This is a genomic window from Micromonospora sp. WMMD1274, from assembly GCF_049179035.1.
In the GTDB taxonomy this organism is placed as follows: Bacteria; Actinomycetota; Actinomycetes; order Mycobacteriales; family Micromonosporaceae; genus Micromonospora; species Micromonospora tulbaghiae.
This window is the reverse complement of the sequence record NZ_JBMHMG010000001.1, coordinates 3,808,561-3,828,848: the sequence shown is the minus strand read 5'-3', so window position 1 is coordinate 3,828,848 and position 20,288 is coordinate 3,808,561. Positions and strand designations below refer to the sequence as shown.

Genomic DNA, 20,288 nt, shown 5'->3' with positions numbered 1-20,288 from the left:
TGCGAGCTATGGCTTATGTGATCCAGCTGGAGAAGCTGACCAAGACGTACGGCCGCCGCAGGGGCCTGCGGGACCTCGATCTGACCGTCGCCGAGGGTGAGGTGTTCGGCTACCTGGGTCCGAACGGGGCCGGCAAGTCGACCACCATCCGCGTGCTGCTGGACCTGATCCGACCGACCAGCGGACGCGCGCTGGTGTTCGGGCACGACCCGCGCCGCGACGCGGTGGCGCTGCGCCGGCGCATCGGTTACCTCGCAGGCGAGTTCGTGGTCAACCCCCGCCAGCACGTCGGTGAGTGCCTGACGTTCCTGGCTGACCTACGTGGAGGCGTACCGAAGGCCCGCATCGGCGAGCTGGCCGGGCGGCTGGAACTGGATCTGACGGCACGAATCAAGACCCTGTCCAAGGGCAACCGGCAGAAGATCGGCCTGGTGCAGGCATTCATGCACCGCCCCGAGCTGTTGATCCTCGACGAGCCGACATCCGGGCTGGACCCCCTGGTGCAGCAGACCTTCCTTGACCTGGTCCGCGAAGCCAGAGCCGACGGGCAGACCGTGTTCATGTCGTCGCACATCATGAGCGAGGTCGAGGCGGTCGCCGATCGGGTCGGCATCATCCGCGACGGCCATCTCGTCGCGGATGATGCGGTGGCTCGACTCCGCGCCCACAGCGTGCACGAATTCCAGGTCACCTTCGCCGACCCGATCGACGAAACCGCACTCGCCGCCCTGCCGGAGGTGACCGGCCTGACCATCGACGGCCCGACCGCAAGGTTCCACCTCACCGGCAGCCCCGACGGGCTCATCCGCGTACTCGCCCAGCAGCGGGTCGCAAGCCTCCGCGCCACCGAACCCGACCTGGAACAACTGTTCCTCGCCTACTACCAGGCCGACGCCGCGAGCAAGGAGACCACGCATGTCTAACCTGCTGACCAAGACGTTGTGGGACGGCCGGCGGGCCCTGGCCGGTTTCACCGCCGGAACCGCCCTGCTCGCAGCGATGTACGCCGGCTTCTACCCCCAGGTAGCCGACGGCGCGATGGGACAAGCCGTCCAAGGCTTCTCCCCCGCGCTCCGCGAGGCGCTACGGATGGAAGACCTCTCCTCCGCCGCCGGCTATCTCGGCTCCAGCGTCTTCGGCATCATCGTGCCCCTGGTCGCCGTCATCTTCGGCATCACCACCGGCACCCGCGCCATCGCCGGCGACGAGGAAGCCGGCTACCTCGGCTTGTTCCTCGCCCACCCGATCAGCCGCACCCGCCTGCTACTGCACCGCTTCGCCGCGCTCACCGCCGGCGCCATCCTCATCGCGGCGGTGGTCCTGCTGGCCATGCTGGCCGTCCGGCCCGGCGCACAACTCGACAGCATCACGGTCGGCCAGTTCACCGCCCAGAGTCTCGCCCTGGCCCTGCTGATCATCATCTTCGGGACAATCGCCATCACGGTCGGCGCGGCCACCGGCAGCCGAGCCGCCGCCCTGGCCGCCGCCGCAGGCATCGCCGTCCTCACCTACGCCGCCAGCACCCTCGCCACCCATATAGGCGCCGACGTCCTGCGCTACGTTTCCCCCTTCCACTACTACATCGGCGGAGAACCCTTGCGTAACGGCTTCCAGTGGGCCGACCTGACCATCCTGACCGCCACCACAGCGGTCCTGCTGACCGTCGCAGTAGCGGCATTCAACCGCCGCGACCTGACCAGTTGAACCCGATTGCCCTCACCCCGCCGACGCCACGCCTACAGGAACACGATGGAGACCAGATCGTCGGCGGCGTCGATCGAGCCGGTCCGGCGAGCACAGAACGCCCGGACCGCCCCACCGTGTCGGTCGAACGGCACACCGAGGCACTCGGCCTCCCCCTGGCGTGCCCGACTGCCACAGCTCGCCGTCGTCGGTCCGGATCATCTCCGCCCTCTCGCTCACACTCTCTTATGACCGTTGCGCCGTCAGGTTCCACTCTCGGTAGCACTACAGCTGACCCAGCCCAGCGCAGCCTGCTCGCCGCAGCCGGCTCAGGTTTATGACTCCGGCAAAGAGGGTGCCGCCAGAGGCCAAGCGTGCTGGGCCTAGCCTGGCGGGCTAGCGGCCGTGGGCCGATTCTCCGAGGATGAGTTGCAGGCGGTTGTCTCCCGGTATGAGGCGACGCGAGCCGCCGCGTTGACCGAGCGGGACGAGCAGCTGCGGGCGTTTCACGCGGCCGGATGGCGGCCGGTGGATCTGCAGCGGGTCGCCGGGTACAGCCGGGAGACGATCCGCCAGGCGCTACGACCGGAGGTCCGGCGGGCGACCAATCTCAGCCGACGCAGGACGTCACCCCAGCCGCCGGCGGACTACCGGCCCTACGGCGACCGGAAGCCCTACGTGGTGGCCGCGACTCTCACCGAACTGCGCGGCCCGACCTGCGGCACGGTGACGCTTCCGCGTCATCTCGACTGGTCAGGGCAAGCCGAGTACAACCTGAACCGGACCGCGCGCCTGGCCAGCATGTACAAGGTGGTGCTCACCGAAGCCGCTACCGTCGAGGATCTGCACACCTGGCTCGACGCCGGCCTCCTCCGGCGGCTCTGGCCCACCCTCTGGCTGCCACCCCAGCTCCGTCAGCGCTGGGAGGACGCCTTCCCCGAACTCGCCGCCACCCGCAGCGACGCGGCGTAGCGGTGGACCCCTTCCACGAACGCCTCGCCCGTACCGGGCTCGCGGCGGCTGACCGATACGGCTTCGCGCTGGCCGGCGGTTACGCAGTCCAGGCCGCTGGGCTCGTCGAGCGGGCCAGTGAGGACGTCGACCTGTTCACCGCCTGGGACCGCCGCAGCGAGTTCACCGCCGCGGTCAACGCCGTCGTGCACGCCTGCCGGGACGACGGCCTCACCGTCGAGACTGAGCGGCACTACGACACGTTCGCCCGGCTGGCCGTCACCGACGGCGCACGGGTCGCCAAGGTCGAACTCGGCGTGGACTGGCGCGCCAACGAACCGATCCTCATGGCCATCGGACCCGTCCTCCACCCCGACGACGCGGTCGCTAACAAGATGAGCGCCCTCTACGGACGAGCGTTCGCCCGCGACTTCATCGACATCGACGCCACCCTCCGATCCGGCCGCTACACCCGCGAAACCCTCCTCACCTCTCGCCCAGCGCGCCGACCGTGGCTTCGACCCGCGCATCTTCGCCGACGCCCTCGGACAAGCCACCCAGCTCGACCCTGACGACCTCGCCCAGTACGGCGTCACCGGCCGAGCGCTGGACGATCTCCGGAGCCAATTCGCCGAATGGCGCCGCGAACTACTCGACGAGAAGAAGCGCCGAGGATGAGTCGGCTCCCAAATCGCGGCAGCGTTGACGTGGGGGTGATGCCCGGTGGCGATCCTGGGTGGGCTCGTGTGGCAGAGGCGGTCGACCGAGCGTCACGTTGATCCGTCGCGGCCGGCTCCGTACCGATGGGCGGATCGCAGGCACCGTCGCCTACGGTACGCTGCCACTCAGTCACTACTACAACGTGTCGTGCTGCCGTTCGGGTCGGCTCGGCCGGAGGTATCCGATGGTGGACGACGCGGAGGTCACCGCGTGGGCGCTGGCCGCGGGGCGGGGCGATCGGAGGGCTGCCGCCCGGTTCGTCGCCGCCACGCAGGATCAGGTGCGCCGGTTTCTGGCCGCGTTGATCTCCGAGGGTGAGGCGGAGGATCTGGCGCAGGAGACGTTCCTGCGGGCGGTGCGGTCGTTGCCGTCGTTCGCGGGGCGGTCCTCGGCGCGGACGTGGTTGTTGTCGATCGCCCGTCGGGTCGCGGTGGATCATGTCCGGACGGCGACGTCGCGGCCGCCTACGGTGCCGCTGCCGGGCGGGTGCGAGGTGGCGGACACGGTGCGGGGCGAGTTCGACCGGCAGGTGGTGGTGCAGCGGCTGATCGCCGGGTTGCCGGCGGAGCGGCGGGAGGCCTTCGTCGCCACGCAGGTGCTGGGCCTGTCGTACGTCGAGGCCGCCGAGGTGTGCGGCTGCCCGGTGGGCACGATCCGGTCGCGGGTAGCGCGGGCTCGTGAGGATCTCGTCGCGGCGATGAGCGACCCCCGGGTCGGGCGCAAGGGCGATTCGACCGCCGGCTAAGCCGACCGTAGTGGTGTGACCTGCGCCGACATCTGAACTCGCGGGAACCGCTGCCCCGCGGGGACCGACTACCGGTGTATGGGGTGTGACCAGTGGCGTGAGGCGCTGTCGGCGCAGTTGGACGGGCAGGAGTCGCCCGAGGAACGCGGCGGGGCCGAGGAGCACCTGGCCGGCTGTGACGGTTGCCGGGTGTGGCTGGACCGTGCGGCGGCGGTCACCCGGCGGGCGCGGATGTCGGTGCACGTCGCCGGTCCCGACCTCACCGACCTGGTACTCGGCGCGCTGCCCGCCCGGCCGGGACGAGCGTGGCGCGAGCGGCTGACGGCCTCGCTGCGGGTGGCGCTCGGGCTGATCGGCGCGGCACAGGTGGTGTTGGGTCTGGTGCAGGTCGGCCAGGGCGCGTCCGGCCCGCACGTGCACGCGGCGGGTCCGTTGGCGTCGGGGCACCTGTGGCACGAGGCGGCGGCGTGGAACGTGGCCGTCGGCGCGGGTTTCCTGTTCGTGGCGGCCCGGCGGACGCCGCCGACGGGGCTGGTGCCGATGTTGAGCGCGTTCGTCGCCACGCTGGTGCTGCTGTCGGTCAACGACCTGGCGACCGGCCGGGTCGATCCCTCCCGGCTGGTCAGCCACGCCTTCCTCCTGGCCGGCTACGCGATCGTCATCGCCATGTCCCGGGCCCGGCTGCGTCCCGGTGACCCCTCCTTGCGTTCGCGGCCGGACGGGCCGCGCTGGCGGATCCCCACCGAGGACGAGGCTTCCGCCCCGGCCCTGCGACTGCTGCCACCGCCGCACCCCGGAACGGCCCACCACCGTGGCCGTACCGCGGCCTGACCACCTACCTGCCGAGTGTGTGGGTCTCCGCTGGTGCGGAGCCTCACGCTCGGCCGAACCGACACCGTTCCACCGAGAGGACCTTTGATGCCCAACTCCATGTCCGTTCGCCGGCTGCGCCCGGCCGTCCTCCTCACCACCGCCGCCGTTGTGGCCGTCGCCGCAGCGGGATGCGGGTCCACGGGAGAGGGCACCACCGCTACGCCGACGGTCACCTCCGCGACGTCGGCCAGCCCGGCTGCCGGGGTGCTGGGGGTCCGTGACCCGTGGGTCAAGGCCGCCGACAAGGGCATGACCGCCGCGTTCGGCACGCTGGTCAACGACGGCGACGCCGACGTGACCATCACCGCGGCGTCGACCGAGGTGTCGCCGATGGAGCTGCACGAGATGACCATGAAGGACGGGAAGATGGTCATGCAGCCCAAGCAGGGCGGCATCGTGGTCAAGGCGCACTCCCGCGCGACGCTGGAGCCCGGCGGCGACCACCTGATGCTGATGAACCTCGCCAAGCCGGTGAAGGCTGGTGACGAGCTGAGCGTCACGCTCACCTTCGCCGACGGCCGGACCCAGACGTTCACCGCGGTGGCGAAGCCGTTCACCGGCGCCGAGGAGTCCTACGCGCCCGGGCACGGCGACTCCCCGATGCCGGAGATGAGCATGAGCCCGGCCTCATGACCGAGGGCTCCTCCACGGGCCGCCCGGTGAGCAGGCGTGGCCTGCTCACCGGCGGCGCCGTCGCCGTCGGGGGCACACTCGCTGGCGGCGCCGCGATCGCCGCCGCCCGTCGCAACGATCCTGGGGTACGCCCCGACGACGCCGTCCCGGTGGCTAAGGTGGGCGGCGCGGTCGAGTCGTTCCACGGCACCCGGCAGTCCGGCGTCACCACCGACCCGCAGGCACACGCGGCGTTCGTCGCGTTCACGCTGCGCCCCGGCACCGACCGGGCGGCGCTCGGGCGGATGCTGCGGCTGCTCTCCGACGACGCGGCCCGGCTCACCCAGGGCCGCCCGGCGCTGGCCGACACCGAGCCGGAACTCGGGCTGCTACCCGCCCGGCTGACCGTCACCTTCGGGTTCGGTCCTGGCCTCTACACCGCCGCCGGCCGCGCCGAGCGCCGTCCGCCGTCGGTGGCCGACCTGCCGGCGTTTCGCGTCGACCGGCTGCAACCGCGCTGGTCCGGCGGGGACCTGCTGCTGCAGATCTGCGCCGACGACCCGCTCACCGTCGCCCACGCCCAGCGCGTCCTGGTCAAGGACAGCCGCCCGTTCGCCGCAGTACGGTGGGTGCAGCAGGGCTTCCGCCGGGCGGCCGGCGCCGAGCCGGGACGTACCCAGCGCAACCTGTTCGGGCAGCTCGACGGCACCGCCAACCCGAAGCCCGGCACGCCCGCCGACACCGCCGTGTGGGTGACCGACGGACCGGACTGGCTGCGCGACTCCACCACCCTCGTAGTGCGGCGGATCAGCATGAACCTGGAGACCTGGGACCTGCTGGGCCGCACCGACCGGGAACTCGCCGTCGGACGGCGACTGGACACCGGCGCGCCGCTGACCGGCCGGGCCGAACACGACGAGCCGGACTTCGCCGCGCTCGGCCCGGACGGACTCACCGTCATCCCCGACTTCTCGCACCTGACCCGGGCCCGCGTCACCGACAACCGGCAGAAGATCCTGCGCCGGCCCTACAACTACGACGGCGCGCCAACCGCCGAGGGGAACGCGGACAGCGGCCTCGTCTTCGCCTCCTACCAGGCCGACATCGCCCGCCAGTTCCTGCCCATCCAGCGCCGGCTCGCCGAACGGGACCTGCTCAACGAGTGGACCACCCCGATCGGCTCCGCCGTCTTCGCGATCCCGCCCGGCTGCCCCGACGGCGGCTGGATCGGCCAGCAGGTGCTCGGATGACCGCCGCCCGGAAGGACCCGTGCTCGATGCGGACCCGTATCACCGCGGCCCTCGCCGCGCTGCTCACCGCGCTGCTGCTGGTCCCGGCCACGCCCGCCTCCGCGCACAACTCGCTGCGGTCGGCCACACCGGCCCAGGACGCCCGGGTGCCCACCGCACCGACCTCGGTGACACTGCACTTCCTGCAGCGGCTCGACCCGCAGTTCACCACCATCGTGCTCAGCGACGCCGGCCGGCGGAAGGTGCCGACCGGCCCGCCGGCCGTCGACGGCGCCACGGGCACGATCGCCATCGACCAACCGCTGGCCAACGGCACCTACACCGTCGCCTACCGGGTGGTCTCCGCCGACGGCCACCCGGTACAGGGCTCGTACCGGTTCACCGTGGCCGACCCGACCGCCTCCGCGGCGTCGCCCCCACCGCCAGCGACGGTAACCGGCAGCAGCGGACCGGCCAGCCCGGTGGCCAACAGCGGGAGCGGTGACGACGGGCCACCGTCGGTCCTCCTGGCCGCCGGCGGGGTCGCCGTCGTGGCGGTGGCCGGTGCGGCCCTGCTGCTGTTCCGCCGCCGCCGCTCATCCTGAGCCCATGACGCCGGCCCGTCCGGCGCCCCGATCCGAAACCAGGTCCACACCGTGCGTCAGCCCGCGTCGCCGTCCCCGACACCCGGCTCCCCCCGCCCGTCCGGCACCGCCGTCCCCGGTGCGGCCGGAACGACCGGCCTCGGATCGGTCGCCGCGGGGCCTGCCACCGCCGGGCCGGGCAGCCGGGAAACAGTCGCCGGCCGGCCTGTCGGCGCGGGGTCCGGCAGCACCGCACGGGTGGGCGGGAACCCGACAACCGCCCGGCAGGCCAACCCGGGCCGAAGCGGACCGGCGGCGGGTGGCTGGCTCGTCGGGGTGGTGGCGGCCGGTTCGGCGGTGGCGGTGCTGCTACTGGCGCTGCGCCTCGGCGGTGCGCTCGCCGCCGCGATCCCGGGCCTGCCCGACCCAGGACCCGTCACGACATGGGCGCTGCCGACGGTGCGGCTGCTCGTCGACGGGCTGGCCACCCTCACCGTCGGCTTCGCGGCGACGGCGGCGTTCCTGCTTCCCGGTGACGGGGCGAGTGTCTCCCCGCACGGCTGGCTGCTGCTGCGCCGCGCCGGCCTCGCCGCGGCCGGCTGGGCGGCGGCCTCCCTGACCCTGCTGGTGCTCACGGTCTCCGACCTGCTCGGCGTCCCCCTCGGCCGGCTCGGCGTGGCACCCGTGGTCAGCTTCGGCGTCGACATCACGCAGGGGCGAGCGTTGCTCACCCAGGCCGGGCTGGCAGCGGTGGTGGCCGTGGCGGCCCGGGTCGGACTGTTCCGCCGGACGGCCGCGCTCGCTGCGGCGGCGGCGCTGGTGGGGCTGCTGCCGCCGGCGTTGACCGGGCACGCTGCCGGGGCGGGCAACCACCAGATCGCGGTGTCCAGCCTGGCGCTGCACGTGTTGGCCGCCGCGCTGTGGGCCGGCGGGCTGGCCGCGCTGCTGACCATCCGGCGCAGCCGGCACCTGCCGGGGGCCGCCGCCCGCTACAGCCGGCTCGCACTGGCGTGCTTCGTCACCGTCGCGGTCAGCGGCCTGGCCAACGCGGCGGTACGCCTCGGCGCGCTCGACCAGCTGTGGCAGTCCCGCTACGGGTGGCTGGCGCTGGGCAAGCTGGCCGCGCTCGTGGTGCTCGGCCTGCTCGGCGCGGCGCACCGCACACGTACCCTGCCGGCCCTGGCCGCCGGGCGGCGCGGCGCGTTCGCACGGCTCGCGGCCGGTGAGCTGGTGGCCTTCGCCGCCACGGTCGGCCTGGCCGTGGCCCTGTCCCGCAGCCCGACGCCGGTCACCGAGCCGGTCGACGCCGACCCGGTGACCGAGGTGCTCGGCTTCGGCATGCCCGCCGCCCCCACCCCTGCGCACCTGCTCGGCCAGCCGCTACCCGACCTGTTCTTCCTCACCGTCACCGCGGTCGGCATCGGCGGCTACCTCGCCGGGGTACGCCGGCTGCGCCGGGCCGGGCACCCCTGGCCGATGGCCCGCACCGCGAGCTGGGTGGGGGGTCTGCTGGTGCTCGCCGCCGCCACCGGCCTGGGCTTCGCCCGCTACGCGTACGTGCTGTTCAGCGCCCACATGGCGCAGCACATGGTGCTGTCCATGCTGGTGCCGATCCTGCTGGTCGGCGGCGCCCCGGTCACCCTCGCGCTACGGGCCCTGCGCCGCCCCACCGAACCGCAGGTACGCGGGCCCCGGGAATGGCTGCTGCTCGCCCTGCACAGCCGCCTCACCCGGACGCTCACCCACCCGCTGGTGGCACTCGGTATCTACACCGTCAGCCTCTTCGGCCTCTACTTCAGTGACCTGCTCGGCACGCTGATGCGCTCCCACCTGGGACACCTGGCCATGCTGGGGCACTTCGTGGTCTCCGGCTACCTGCTGTTCTGGGTGCTCATCGGCACCGACCCCGGCCGGCCCCGGCTGCCCCACCCGATCCTGGTGCTCCTCCACCTCGCGGCAATGATGGCCCACGGCTTCTTCGGCCTCGCGCTCATGCAGACCACCACCGTCATCGCCCCCGACTGGTACCTCGGCGTCCACCCCTCCTGGGCGTCCTCCCTGCTCGAGGACCAAAAACTCGGCGCCGGCATCGCCTGGGCATTCGGCGAGATCCCCGCCGCCGTCGTCATGATCCTGCTGGTTCGGCAGTGGATCCGGGCCGACCTGCGTGAGCAGCGCCGGGCCGACCGGGCCGCGGACCGCGCCGAGGCCACCGGTGAGGACGACGACCTAGCCCGCTACAACCGGTTCCTGGCCGCCGCCACACGCGCCGACATCGACGCGCGCGGCCCCGACCGCCCGACCCGCAGCTGATCCGACGGCGCTGCCGTCACTGTTCCGCGCCGCATCTGAGGTCCGCGAGAAGACGGAGAAGGGTCGACGCAGTCAGTTCGCGTGGTTCCCGCGGCGGTAGGCGAGGAGCCCGGCTGCCAGGCCTGCCACGCTGAGGAGGATTCCGGCGACGCCGTAGACGGTGCGGTTGCCGCTGTCGGCGTCGGCGTCACCGCTGTTCTGCGCGGCGGCGACAGGCTGGGCGGAGGTGGTGCCCGCGGCGATCGTCGCCACCCGGGCGAACGCGATCCGGTTCATGAGTAGCGCATCCCTGGCTCTTCGCCGCTCTCGCGGTCACGGCCACGCTGCGGCTCGTACGTTTTCCCCCATGGCGGTCCTGCGTCGCTGGCGCCATGGTCGTCAGGAGGAGTCGCTGCGAGACGCGTGGCGGGCCCCCGCGGTGCTGTCCTGGGCCGGTGCCCGTGGCGTCGTCCCCCTGGCCGCCGCGCTTGCCATCCCGCTCACCGACACCGCCGGTGCGCCACTGCCCTTCCGCGACCTGGTGCAGGTGATCGCGAGCGCAGTCATCGTCATCTCGCTGGTGGTGCAAGGATTCACCCCGGCGCCGCTGGTCCGGATGACCGGCGTGGCCGTTGCGGCCAGCGACGAGAAGGCCGAACTCGCTTCGCGGTTGCGCCTGGCCGAGGCGGGAGTCGACTACGTCGAGACCCAGGCCGATATGGAGGCGGTCGCGCCCGTCGTCGCCGAGGGAGTCAGACGCAGCCTGCGGGCCCGGGTCGAACTCGCACACGAGGCTTCGGGCGCGGCCGACGAGGTCGAGGCCGACTACCGTCGCCTTCGCCGGACCGTGGTTCACGCTCAGCGAGCCGAGCTCGAGCGACTGCACGGCGCCGGCACGGCCAGCGAGGCGACCCGCCGGCATGTCCAGCGCCAACTCGATGTCGAAGACGCGCGCTACCGCGAGGAATCCCGTCCCTGAGTTCCCGGATCGGAGGGCGGGTCACCCCGAGGCTGACTGACACATCTCGACCCGTACATCTTCCGGCGTACATGCGGGTCCAGGTCGCGCGCGAGCGGCCCACGGGTCCGGCAGCGGTCCGGGCCCGGAGGGACGAGCACATCACCGGCCGTCGCAAGTGACCGCTACACGGCCAGTCGTGCGGCGGCGCGCCGCCCGTCCCGAGCGGCGCGCCGTTGAGTGGTCGGAGCCGAGGGACCCGATGCGGCCGACGGTGGTCAGCGCAGTATGCGGAAGGCCCGAACCGCTCCCTCCGGTTCATCGACGCTGACCACGAAGGTGCGGCCGGACGCCAGCTCCAGCCGGAGCGCGGCTCCGGTGCGGATCACCGCCGCGCGCCCCCAGCCGCCCGGCCAGGGGCAACACCAGATGGTCCACGGCCCGGCCGACACGTGGACAACGGACATCCGGCGGACCTGGCGCAGCGGCACCGTCGCGCTGGGACCCGGCAGCAGGGGAGCCGGACGGCTACCTGGTAGGTGTTGACGCGAACGGACAGTCGCGCCATCGCCAGCGCCGACAGGCCGGCGGCACCGGCGGCAGCCAGCAGGACGACGGCCGCCGCGACCGCTGTCACACCGATGGCAGGCGCCGACGTCGCCGCCACCGATATGCAGGCCACAGCGCTCACCAGCAGCACCGGGACGGCGAGGACCAGGACGAGCGCCGGCCAGCCGCCGACAGCTTCGCCCCTCCACTGGCCACATTCTATTTATGAACAGGCGAGCTTAGACGACATGCGCGGAATCACGACGTTGATCCAGCCGGGAGCGCCGACAGGCTCCTTCACGCGGAGGGCCATCGTGCGGGCAGACCAGCTGGCGATCGCTCGGGAGTAGGCATCGACGACGAACGCGGGGTCTGTCAAACGAGACAGGCACCATAGGAGCATCGGGATGGCAAGATGTTCCGCAAGGTGCTCTTGGTTGCCGTGTGAGGGTATGGAGCTGTCGACCGTTCATAGGAGAGCAACCATGCCGACCCGACACAGCCGTCATGGCCTGACGTTAAGCCCGAACTACCGGATGGTCGTCCTACGTGACGTCCACTGCGACGCCGCTGTGGGCTCAACGGCCGCTATCAGGGAGGCCAACAAGAATGTGGCAGCGAGCACCGGATACGAGATGTACATCGTCGTGAGCCAGGACCTCATCAAGGTACGAGCCGACGTGGAGATCTGGAACGAGGCCTCCGATGATGACCTGAGCGCGTCCGGATGGACGGGCCCTCTGACGTTCGACCTCGACTGTCCTACCGGCAATTTGCAGGTTGGCGACATCTTCGGCACGGCCATTTCTGGCATTGACCCGCCAAGGGGGCCTGGCCGGTATGCGGTCGCGCTGTTTCATCGCGGGCGTGAGCAGGCAGACGAGGCCTTCCACGAGATTCTGAAGGTGATGGGCACTGACGGCGACGATGAGCGCATCGCCGACCTGCAACGACAGCACTCCGGCATCGAGCAGTATCTGATGCGGATCTGGTGGCAAACCGACCTGCCACCAGACGAAGACGATGAAGACCTGTGATGACGCACGAGGCGCTCGTCTGAGTGACCAACTGGGTGACGAACGGGGCGATCGACGCCGGACGCCTACGGACGGTGGTGGACTGCGCCCCCAGCTCACCACGGCTGCTCGCCCAGCTCATCGGCGACTGATCATTCTTTCGGGACGAAGCATTCAAGCCCCGCTGGGCGAGAGGGCCGACGGCTAGACCAGCGAAATCAACGTCATGCCTCGCAGTCGTGTGCGGCGGTGATTTCAACGCCGTAAAGGTCGGCGGGTGCTTGCGGCTCGGTAGGGCCAGGGCCGTTCAGGTCGCTGGGGGACCACACGAGGAGGTAGGCGGTGGTCCCGTCGACTTGCCTGGTGTAGCAGACACCAGGACCAGCGATGACCAGGGTGCCCGGTGCTCGAGGGGCAACGGCGACCTGGACGCTTCCGTACTCATTCACGATCCGGGATGGGTGCTCACGGTGCATATCACCGATTCCCAAGCTGATGGTGATTCTCCAGCTTCTATATCCTTACTCGGATTGGTGCAAGACGGTTGGCCGGATTAGGTGGGCGTGCGTTGGCAGCTCGACGAGGTGTGCCGTGGTTCCCGATCGCGTGGTGCCTGCTTGCGCTGGTCTGCCTCTGGCTGACGGCGGCTACAGCGCTAGACCCGGCTGGCGCGTGGCGGGTGCCGGTGACCTTTGGTGCCTGCACGGTGGTCGCGGCAGCGAGCGCCGTTGCATGGCTACAGGACCACCGCAGTCGAAACCGGCCGACGTAGCCGAATATTTCGCTGTCAGACAGCTACGGTGACAGCAACCGGGTCGGACCTTGAGGGTCGTTGGTCCTCTGCCGGGCGGCCATGCGGCATGGTTGAAGCGGTAAGTCGGCTAGGGGCGTAAGCCGGAACCCGGTGACGATGTCCGGGCGGATGCGCTGCACATTGTCTGCCTGGTTCGGCACCTAGGGGCGCAACAACGTCTCGTACCGGTCCGGTCCCGGGGATGTCGACCAGTCGAGCGATACCGGTGACGACCACGCTCCATCCTTGCCGGGTATCCGAGTCGATCACGTCTATCTCCTAGGCGACCGCGATGTCCGGGCGCCGAATAACGGTATCGGTGACCGACGAGGCGAGATTGGTCCGGATGATGACGCCTCCTTGATCGAGAAGGTGGTTCACCGGTCGGATCGCCGGAAGTGCCCTCTGTGTGAAGACCACCCGGCCCATGGCGACGCCGGCCAGCAGCCGCAGGGCCTCGTGTCGGGACAGTTCCTGCAGTATGCGTCGGTCGTCCATCACAATCCTTGCCGTATCGGCCGCCGAGGCGCCGGCCGATACGTTCTGCGGTCGGGCCATCTCCAGCCCTGACGGGACTGAGACGTCCAACACAAACGACCACGGGATCTCAGCGGTAGGGCCGAGCGTCCCGACGCTGGACCCATCGGCAGGACGCGCACGAGTGACTGACGAAACAAAAACCCGGTGTACACCTCACAGGAGGGTGCCAGACGCCGAAGCCGCGATCCCCGCAGATCCGGAAGATCTCGGGGCGTTAGACCCCCGTTTTGATGGCGTCTTTCCCCTTGCCTCATCGCCTGGGCCGTACCGAGAGTGAACGCGTGTCGAGAACACGGTCAGCGGGCCGCCAAAGTGGCGCCGACGTTAACCACTACGGGAAACGTCGGTGCGGACCTTTCCGCAAGCAGAGTCTTCCCGTACTCAACCAAGGAGCCGCTGTGCCGCCTGCCGAACCGTCCATCGCGCTCGACCGTGCCGCATCCGACCTCAGGCTGCGCCGCCAGAGCCGTGATGTACGCCAGCTGCGGCACGCCACAGCCGACCGGCCGTTCATCGTCATCTGGGAAGCGACCCAGGCCTGCCCGCTGGCATGCCGGCACTGCCGCGCCTCCGCCCGGCCCCGGCGCGACCCGCAGGAACTGACCACCGATCAGGCCGGCGATCTCATGGAGCAGGTAGCCCAGTTCGGTCATCCGGCGCCGCTGTTCGTCATCACCGGCGGCGACCCGTTCCAACGACCCGACCTGATAACCCTGGTCCGCCGCGGCACCGAGCTCGGCCTGGCCGTGTCGGTGTCGCCTTCCGGCACTCCGACGCTCACCCGGCAGGCACTCGCCGGTCTGCGAGACGCTGGCGCCCACGCGGTCTCGCTGAGCCTCGATGCCGCCACAGCGACGGAGCACGATAGGTTCCGGGGTGTCGATGGGGTGTACGCGCTGACCGCCCGCGCCTGGCGCGACGCCACCGAACTGGGCCTGAAAGTCCAGATCAACACCACCGTCACCCGCCGCACCGTGGATCAGCTGCCCGACATCGCCGCTCAGGTCCTCGACCTCGGCGCCATGCTCTGGAGCGTGTTCTTCCTGGTGCCCACCGGACGAGGTCGTACGGTGGCGGGCCTCGACGCCGCCGAGACCGAGGACGTTCTCAACATTCTCTACGATCTCGGCGAAACCGTCCCGGTGAAGACCACCGAGGCCCACCACTTCCGGCGGGTCTGCCTGCAGCGCGCGGTCCTCGCCCGCCGCGGCATACCCGCCGTCGAGGCCCTCGAGCTGGGACCGGTGTACCAGCGGCTCCGGCAGCGCCTTGATGATCTGGGCCTGGCCGGCGGACCACACCGGCCGCGGCGGCCACCTCTACAGGTCAGCGCCGGCAATGGTTTCGTCTTCGTCAGCCATCGTGGTCAGGTACACCCCAGCGGCTTCCTCCCGCTACCGGCCGGTGACGTCCGCTCGCAACGGCTCACCGACATCTACCGCAACACGCCGCTGTTCACCGACCTGCGCGACGCCGCCCAGCTGAAGGGACGCTGTGGCGCCTGCGAGTTCCGGACCGTATGCGGCGGATCCCGCGCCCGGGCGTACGCGGTGACCGGCGACGTCCATGCCGAAGAACCGGCGTGCGGCTATCGGCCCGGCTCATTTCCCTACGTTACCGACCTGGCAGAAGCGCTGGCCGCGTCAGGGCTCAGGCCTGACCTGCCGCCTGCTGCCGGTGGCCAGTCGTGACCAGCAGCACCCGGCAGGGATCCGGCGATACCGGCCGAGGCGGTCAACACCCGGTACGCCCTACCGATCGGCCGGTTGGTGAGGTGCCGCTCGTCTACTCGTGCTAGGGCTGTTCCCGCGCGGCGTAGATGGCGAACGCCCTGGCGATCAAACTCGACCGCCTCGGTGCCGCCGAGATGTCCTGCGTCGCCGGCCTCGGCGGTGACGTACCTTCCCTCGTACGCCTCGCGCGCTCGGGCCGCGCCGTACTGGCCCTGGACGGCTGCCCGCCCGGCTGCGTCGAGGCGACGCTACGTCGGCACGCCGACTGTGACGAGGTCGAAGCCGAAGGGCTACTCCCGTTGGTCGTCGAAGCCGCCGCTGCCTTGACCCTATCCAGCGGCGCCGAGGCGAGCACGTACGCGCCCGCGTCTGCCTCCGACTGCCCGTAAAAGGGCGCCACGACGGGACCTATGGCCGGACCGATCGTGGGACTTCGTGCCCTGTCGCCCGGGCGTCGGGACCTCGACGCTGGTGGACGTGATTGCGATCCTTCTCGGCATGACCGCAGTAGTCCTTCTCGTCGCCGGCCCCGCCATGATCGTGCAGGGCCTGGTGGGACGCAGAAGCATCACCAAGGAGCTGACGCAACAGCGGATCAGCTTTCCTGCCGACGACGGCCTACCCGCCGGACTGCACCGCTACGCCGGAACGCCCGTGCACACAGGCACGCAGGCGCGGGCGTTCGCCGACCTCATCGGTGTCCACGTGACCAAGGCGACCGGCGGCCGCACCTACTCCGAGATAGCCAACGAATGGATGGCTGGCGGACGGACCGATGAACGGCTGGCCCGGCTGCGCGAGACCGCGTTCATGGGTCAGAGCCTGCGCGGTGCGCTACTCGGCGCCTACCAGGCCTGGCAGATCACCGTGCTCGTGCTCGCACTGGGTGCCGTGTTCACCGCCATGGGCGCCGCGTTCCTGGCACTGGCCGTGCGCGGAGCCTGATGGACGGCAGATCAGCTCGGTCACGTTGGTGTAGATCATGCTGGCGCCCTGGTCGGGTTGGACACGGGGTGCAGACCGCCGTGGTGAGACTGGGTGATGGCGGTGGGTGCACGCAGCCGGCGACCGGCCGGGACGTCGGGCGTCACCAGGCAGTGCGCGCCCACGTGGACGTCGTCGCCCACCCGGATCGGGCCGAGCAGGGTCGCGCCGACGCCGAGGACGACCCGATCGCCGACGATGGGATGACGCTGGGCGGCCGTGCTGTCGGCTGGGCAGCCCCGGGCGCCGAGGGTGACCTGGTGGTACATCGTCACGTCGTCACCGATCCGTGCGGTCTGCCCGATCACCACGCCGGAGCCGTGGTCGATGAACAACCGGCGCCCGACCTGGGCACCGGGATCAATCTCGATGCCCGTGAACAGCCGCATCACCTGCGACACCGTCCGCGGAAACAGCGGTGTCCCCCACCGATGCAGGCGATGCGCGACCCGGTGCGCCCACACCGCCCACACGCCCTGGTAGAGCAGAACCTCGAGCACAGCGATGCCCGACAGGGCAGGATCGCGGCGGCATGCCGCGCGTAAGTCTTCGAACACGGGCGTTCCCCTGGAGGAGGTGATAGCCACACCGCGGCAGCGGTGAGCGCTGACGGCAGTTACCAGCCGCGTCAGGAGTTCATCGGCCGTGACGGGTGCGGGGCGGCGGGAACCACCTGCCGGCAGCATAAGGTGACCTGTCAGGAAAGCCGACACCACTCGTCGAAGACACGGCGCACATGCTGGCCGCTCATCGGCACGGCGAACCGGCAACCCGCCAACGGGCGATCAACGCTCGGTTCATCCATGCGACCGACCCTAGGGCTGCACAACAGCCACGATCAGGGGTCCAAGGTCCCGTCACGGCGTCAACGCCGGGGGTCAGCGAAGCTGCGCCGGCCGTCCGGTAGCCCCGGCCATCCAGCCCGGACAGGAAGATCACCCATCTGACAGGACCTTTGCCTCTGCCAGAGCCACCCCACGTGTCCGCACGCTCCACATGATCCCATCGAGCGGACGTCAGGAGCTCTCCGATGCCGCCAGGGCGAGGACGGGAGACCAAGGATGGCGAACACCGTGGCGGCGCGTACCGGTCCAGCTCCTGCGCGCGTGGCGACCGGCACCCTGTCGGTGCGGGTCGCCGTGTCAGGCGCTGGCCGGCGCCGGTGAGTGCCTCGGAGGCGGCGCCTTACCCGAGCCGCGACCCGGCGATCATTCAGGGCGGGATGGGCGTGGGTGTCTCCAGCTGGCGGCTGGCCCGGGCCGTAGCCCGCACCGGACAGCTGGGGGTCGTCTCGGGTGTCGCCCTCGACTCGCTGCTCGCGCGGCGCCTGCAGACCGGCGACGACGGCGGTCATGTCCGGCATGCGTTGATGCAGTTCCCGATCCCGGCGCTGGCCCAGGCGGTGCTGGACCGCTACTTCGTTGCCGGAGGGCTGCCCGATGGCCGTCCGATGCGGCCGGTGCCCAAACTGGGGCTGCGAACCCGACGCCACGCACAGCAGCTGACCGTCGTCGCCAACTTCGTCGAAGTGTTCCTCGCCAAGGAGGGCCATGACGGGGTGATCGGGGTGAACTATCTCGAGAAAATTCAGACAGCCACCCCGGCTGCGGTGTACGGAGCCATGCTCGCCGGCGTCGACTACGTCCTGATGGGTGCGGGTCTGCCGACCGAGATCCCCGGCCTGTTGGACGCGCTGGCCGATCATCGCCCGGTCCGGTTGCCGGTGACCGTGCACGGCGCCCTGCCGGGCGAAGATCACCACGTCGCACTCAATCCACAGGAGGTGTTGGGTGAGGCGGCGGGGCCGCTGCGCAGGCCACGGCTGTTGGCCATCGTCTCCTCCGCCACCCTGGCCCTCTACCTCGCCCGCGACGCGGCGACCCGCCCGGACGGGTTCGTCCTGGAGACACCGGTCGCCGGCGGACACAGCGCCCGGCCACGAGGCCGGCTTGCCCTGAACGACGACGGGGAGCCGCTGTACGGGCCGCGTGACCGGATCGACGTGGCGAAGGTTGCCACCCTGGGGTTGCCGTTCTGGCTTGCCGGCGGGCAAAGCAGTTCCGAGCGGCTGGCCGCTGCCCAAGCCGCGGGCGCAGCGGGCATCCAGGTCGGGACGGCGTTCGCGCTGTGCCGCGAATCCGGCCTCGACAGCGGCTTGAAACGACAACTGCTGCGCGAAGCGGGCTACGACGCGTTGGTGGTGCGCAACGATGTCCGGGCGTCCCCGACGGGATTCCCTTTCAAGATGGTCTCCCTGCAGGGCACTGTCGCGGACGACGAGGTCTACGCCGACCGGCCACGACTGTGCGACCTCGGCTACCTTCGGACACCGTACCGTCGGCCTGACGGCGCAGTCGGCTTTCGGTGCCCGGCAGAACCGGTGGACGAGTACGTGCGCAAAGGCGGAGCGGTCGAGGAAACCGTCGGCAGCCGGTGTCTGTGCAACGGCCTGGTCGCCACGATCGGCCTCGGCCAACGGCGCGCCGACGCCTACCTCGAGCCGCCGTTGGTGACCCTCGGACAGGACCTCACTTTTCTGCCCCACCTGACCCGGCAGACCGAGGATTTCGCTGCCGCCGATGTCGTCCGGTACCTGCTCGCCGCGCCGAGCACGCCCAACGGGTTTGAAGTCGTCGACTGACGTGGGCGGGTCGCGCCGGGCCGGGCCGCACAATCCGCGCGGGCCGGTCCAGGACACCTCGGGAGTCGCCATGTCGCCGTTTCCTGCTCCAGTGACCCCTGCTCCGGTGCACGTCGCCTCGTCGCCCAAGCCGCTGCCGGTGCTGGGCGCCGACATCACGGTGCCGGTGACCGGCAACCGGACGTCTCGTACGCGAACCTCGATATCGCTGCGACCGCGCCGTGCGCCGTCGCTGCGGCCGATGCGGTCAACCGGCTGTTGCCGTCGTACGCCAGCGTCCACCGAGGCGCGGGCCTGCTGTCCGCACGGTGCACGCAGGCCTACGAGCAGGCCCGAGAGACCGTGCGCCGGTTCCTCGGCTGCCGCCCCGGCGACGAGGTCGTCTTCACTCGTAACACCACCGACGCGCTGAATCTGCTCGCCCACGCCGTGCCGGCCGACACCGTGGTGCTGACGTTCGCCGCCGAACACCACGCGAACCTGCTGCCCTGGCGAACCGTGGTCCGCCTACCACTGCCGAGTAGCCTTGCCGACGCTGTCGCGGCGATCGGCCAGGCCCTGCACCGACACGGCCCGGCGTTGGTGGCGGTCACCGCGGCCAGCAACGTCACCGGGGAGGTGTGGCCGGTCGCGGACATTGCGCAGGTCGCGCGTCGGCACGGCGCCCGCGTGGCTGTAGACGCCGCGCAGCTCGCCGCGCACCAGCCGGTCAGCCTCGACGATCTCGATGTCGACTACGTCGCCGTGTCCGGGCACAAGCCTTACGCACCGTTCGGCGCTGGGGTCCTCGCCGGGCGCGCCGACTGGCTCGACGCCGCGCAGCCGTACCTGCGCGGCGGCGGCGCTTCTACCCGTGTTGACGCTGCCGGCACGGCATCCTGGGCCGCGAGCCCTGCCCGGCATGAGGCGGGCACCCCGAACCTGCTCGGCGCGATCGCGCTCGCCGCCGTATGCGACGTCCTGACCCGCAGCGCTGGAAGGCCCTGGTGGATCAGGAACACCACCTCCTCGGCTGGCTACGCGCAGGCCTCGCCACCATCCCCGGTGTGCGGGAACTGCGGCTGTTCACCCCTGCGCATCCGCGCGTCAGAATCACCAGCTTCACCATCGACCGCCTCGACTCCGCACAGGTTGCCCAACAGCTGGCCGACGAGCACGGCATTGGGGTGCGCGCCGGGCTGTTCTGCGCGCACCCGCTGACCCGCCACCTCCTCGACGCGCGTAACGCAGTGCCGAGCACCGCGATACGCGCGAGCCTCGGCGCGGGCACCAGCGCTGAGCACGTGCATCGACTGGTCACCGCGGTGCGCGCTATCGCAACGCCATAGATAGCCTCTCCGCAACAGTCCTGACGGCAAAGATGAAGCCCAAAGCGATCAGTACAC

At 70.8% G+C, this 20,288-nt stretch carries 19 protein-coding genes and 2 pseudogenes; 17 read left to right on the top strand and 4 right to left on the bottom strand.

Annotated elements, in window-relative coordinates; all coding sequences use genetic code 11:
- The first annotated feature begins 8 nt into the window (after positions 1-8).
- From ACN27D_RS18135 to ACN27D_RS18090, 10 genes and pseudogenes are all read left to right on the top strand, one after another.
- Positions 9-923, top strand: coding sequence for an ABC transporter ATP-binding protein (locus ACN27D_RS18135; protein WP_358171280.1), 915 nt, complete (start codon positions 9-11; stop codon positions 921-923).
- Complete coding sequence (locus tag ACN27D_RS18130; protein ID WP_421499584.1) at positions 916-1,704, top strand: ABC transporter permease subunit; 789 nt, start codon at positions 916-918, stop codon at positions 1,702-1,704. The genes ACN27D_RS18135 and ACN27D_RS18130 overlap by 8 nt, the downstream gene beginning before the upstream one ends.
- Positions 1,705-2,088: 384 nt before the next feature.
- The gene (locus ACN27D_RS18125) at positions 2,089-2,655 is read left to right on the top strand and encodes a hypothetical protein (RefSeq protein WP_358171276.1); all 567 of its coding nucleotides are present in this window, start codon (positions 2,089-2,091) and stop codon (positions 2,653-2,655) included.
- A gap of 2 nt (positions 2,656-2,657) precedes the next feature.
- Positions 2,658-3,312: pseudogene (locus ACN27D_RS18120) on the top strand (nucleotidyl transferase AbiEii/AbiGii toxin family protein).
- Positions 3,313-3,538: 226 nt separating this feature from the next.
- Positions 3,539-4,099: a sigma-70 family RNA polymerase sigma factor gene (locus ACN27D_RS18115; protein WP_421499583.1), complete on the top strand. Its 561-nt coding sequence runs from the start codon at positions 3,539-3,541 to the stop codon at positions 4,097-4,099.
- Between the two features lie 78 nt (positions 4,100-4,177).
- The gene (locus ACN27D_RS18110; RefSeq protein WP_120571874.1) at positions 4,178-4,930 is read left to right on the top strand and encodes a zf-HC2 domain-containing protein; all 753 of its coding nucleotides are present in this window, start codon (positions 4,178-4,180) and stop codon (positions 4,928-4,930) included.
- Between the two features lie 87 nt (positions 4,931-5,017).
- Positions 5,018-5,605, top strand: coding sequence for a copper chaperone PCu(A)C (locus tag ACN27D_RS18105; protein WP_421499582.1), 588 nt, complete (start codon positions 5,018-5,020; stop codon positions 5,603-5,605).
- Positions 5,602-6,834 carry a Dyp-type peroxidase gene (locus ACN27D_RS18100; protein WP_421499581.1) on the top strand — a complete coding sequence of 411 codons (1,233 nt, stop codon included), beginning with the start codon at positions 5,602-5,604 and terminating at the stop codon, positions 6,832-6,834. Before ACN27D_RS18105 ends, ACN27D_RS18100 begins: the two co-directional genes overlap by 4 nt.
- A 26-nt stretch (positions 6,835-6,860) precedes the next feature.
- Positions 6,861-7,418: a copper resistance CopC family protein gene (locus ACN27D_RS18095; protein ID WP_358171397.1), complete on the top strand. Its 558-nt coding sequence runs from the start codon at positions 6,861-6,863 to the stop codon at positions 7,416-7,418.
- 237 nt (positions 7,419-7,655) lie between these two features.
- Positions 7,656-9,710: a cytochrome c oxidase assembly protein gene (locus tag ACN27D_RS18090; RefSeq protein WP_421499580.1), complete on the top strand. Its 2,055-nt coding sequence runs from the start codon at positions 7,656-7,658 to the stop codon at positions 9,708-9,710.
- 72 nt (positions 9,711-9,782) lie between these two features.
- On the opposite strand, the gene ACN27D_RS18085 is transcribed toward ACN27D_RS18090, so the two are convergent.
- Entirely contained in the window at positions 9,783-9,986 is a 204-nt protein-coding gene (locus tag ACN27D_RS18085) for a hypothetical protein (RefSeq protein ID WP_421499579.1), read from the bottom strand.
- 70 nt (positions 9,987-10,056) lie between these two features.
- On the opposite strand from ACN27D_RS18085, the gene ACN27D_RS18080 reads away from it, so the two are divergent.
- Positions 10,057-10,668, top strand: coding sequence for a hypothetical protein (locus tag ACN27D_RS18080; protein ID WP_421499578.1), 612 nt, complete (start codon positions 10,057-10,059; stop codon positions 10,666-10,668).
- Between the two features lie 257 nt (positions 10,669-10,925).
- On the opposite strand, the gene ACN27D_RS18075 is transcribed toward ACN27D_RS18080, so the two are convergent.
- The gene (locus ACN27D_RS18075; protein ID WP_421499577.1) at positions 10,926-11,114 is read right to left on the bottom strand and encodes a hypothetical protein; all 189 of its coding nucleotides are present in this window, start codon (positions 11,112-11,114) and stop codon (positions 10,926-10,928) included.
- Between the two features lie 567 nt (positions 11,115-11,681).
- Between ACN27D_RS18075 and ACN27D_RS18070 the strand changes: the two genes are divergently transcribed.
- A complete protein-coding gene (locus ACN27D_RS18070; RefSeq protein ID WP_421499576.1) occupies positions 11,682-12,233 on the top strand; it encodes a hypothetical protein in 552 nt (183 codons plus the stop codon).
- 1,051 nt (positions 12,234-13,284) lie between these two features.
- Here ACN27D_RS18070 and ACN27D_RS18065 read toward each other — a convergent pair.
- The gene (locus ACN27D_RS18065; RefSeq protein ID WP_421499575.1) at positions 13,285-13,503 is read right to left on the bottom strand and encodes a pyridoxamine 5'-phosphate oxidase family protein; all 219 of its coding nucleotides are present in this window, start codon (positions 13,501-13,503) and stop codon (positions 13,285-13,287) included.
- Between the two features lie 494 nt (positions 13,504-13,997).
- On the opposite strand from ACN27D_RS18065, the gene ACN27D_RS18060 reads away from it, so the two are divergent.
- From ACN27D_RS18060 to ACN27D_RS18050, 3 genes are all read left to right on the top strand, one after another.
- Positions 13,998-15,236 carry a TIGR04053 family radical SAM/SPASM domain-containing protein gene (locus ACN27D_RS18060; RefSeq protein ID WP_421501168.1) on the top strand — a complete coding sequence of 413 codons (1,239 nt, stop codon included), beginning with the start codon at positions 13,998-14,000 and terminating at the stop codon, positions 15,234-15,236.
- Positions 15,237-15,364: 128 nt separating this feature from the next.
- Entirely contained in the window at positions 15,365-15,667 is a 303-nt protein-coding gene (locus ACN27D_RS18055) for a putative zinc-binding protein (RefSeq protein ID WP_421499574.1), read from the top strand.
- A gap of 82 nt (positions 15,668-15,749) precedes the next feature.
- Positions 15,750-16,223 carry a hypothetical protein gene (locus ACN27D_RS18050; RefSeq protein ID WP_421499573.1) on the top strand — a complete coding sequence of 158 codons (474 nt, stop codon included), beginning with the start codon at positions 15,750-15,752 and terminating at the stop codon, positions 16,221-16,223.
- Positions 16,224-16,258: 35 nt separating this feature from the next.
- On the opposite strand, the gene epsC is transcribed toward ACN27D_RS18050, so the two are convergent.
- The gene (epsC, locus tag ACN27D_RS18045) at positions 16,259-16,849 is read right to left on the bottom strand and encodes a serine O-acetyltransferase EpsC (RefSeq protein ID WP_421499572.1); all 591 of its coding nucleotides are present in this window, start codon (positions 16,847-16,849) and stop codon (positions 16,259-16,261) included.
- 635 nt (positions 16,850-17,484) lie between these two features.
- Between epsC and ACN27D_RS18040 the strand changes: the two genes are divergently transcribed.
- Complete coding sequence (locus ACN27D_RS18040; protein WP_421501167.1) at positions 17,485-18,903, top strand: nitronate monooxygenase; 1,419 nt, start codon at positions 17,485-17,487, stop codon at positions 18,901-18,903.
- Positions 18,904-18,973: 70 nt separating this feature from the next.
- Positions 18,974-20,231: pseudogene (locus ACN27D_RS18035) on the top strand (aminotransferase class V-fold PLP-dependent enzyme).
- The last annotated feature ends 57 nt before the right edge of the window (positions 20,232-20,288 follow it).

What these genes read in the sequence shown, in the direction of transcription:
- ACN27D_RS18135 (WP_358171280.1), top strand. Translation starts at nt 9, where the DNA reads ATGGCTTATGTGATCCAGCTGGAGAAGCTGACCAAGACGTACGGCCGC.
- ACN27D_RS18130 (WP_421499584.1), top strand. Translation starts at nt 916, where the DNA reads ATGTCTAACCTGCTGACCAAGACGTTGTGGGACGGCCGGCGGGCCCTG.
- ACN27D_RS18115 (WP_421499583.1), top strand. Translation starts at nt 3,539, where the DNA reads ATGGTGGACGACGCGGAGGTCACCGCGTGGGCGCTGGCCGCGGGGCGG.
- ACN27D_RS18110 (WP_120571874.1), top strand. Translation starts at nt 4,178, where the DNA reads ATGGGGTGTGACCAGTGGCGTGAGGCGCTGTCGGCGCAGTTGGACGGG.
- ACN27D_RS18105 (WP_421499582.1), top strand. Translation starts at nt 5,018, where the DNA reads ATGCCCAACTCCATGTCCGTTCGCCGGCTGCGCCCGGCCGTCCTCCTC.
- ACN27D_RS18100 (WP_421499581.1), top strand. Translation starts at nt 5,602, where the DNA reads ATGACCGAGGGCTCCTCCACGGGCCGCCCGGTGAGCAGGCGTGGCCTG.
- ACN27D_RS18095 (WP_358171397.1), top strand. Translation starts at nt 6,861, where the DNA reads ATGCGGACCCGTATCACCGCGGCCCTCGCCGCGCTGCTCACCGCGCTG.
- ACN27D_RS18085 (WP_421499579.1), bottom strand. Translation starts at nt 9,986, where the DNA reads ATGAACCGGATCGCGTTCGCCCGGGTGGCGACGATCGCCGCGGGCACC.
- ACN27D_RS18080 (WP_421499578.1), top strand. Translation starts at nt 10,057, where the DNA reads ATGGCGGTCCTGCGTCGCTGGCGCCATGGTCGTCAGGAGGAGTCGCTG.
- ACN27D_RS18075 (WP_421499577.1), bottom strand. Translation starts at nt 11,114, where the DNA reads ATGTCCGTTGTCCACGTGTCGGCCGGGCCGTGGACCATCTGGTGTTGC.
- ACN27D_RS18070 (WP_421499576.1), top strand. Translation starts at nt 11,682, where the DNA reads ATGCCGACCCGACACAGCCGTCATGGCCTGACGTTAAGCCCGAACTAC.
- ACN27D_RS18065 (WP_421499575.1), bottom strand. Translation starts at nt 13,503, where the DNA reads ATGGACGACCGACGCATACTGCAGGAACTGTCCCGACACGAGGCCCTG.
- ACN27D_RS18055 (WP_421499574.1), top strand. Translation starts at nt 15,365, where the DNA reads ATGGCGAACGCCCTGGCGATCAAACTCGACCGCCTCGGTGCCGCCGAG.
- ACN27D_RS18040 (WP_421501167.1), top strand. Translation starts at nt 17,485, where the DNA reads ATGGGCGTGGGTGTCTCCAGCTGGCGGCTGGCCCGGGCCGTAGCCCGC.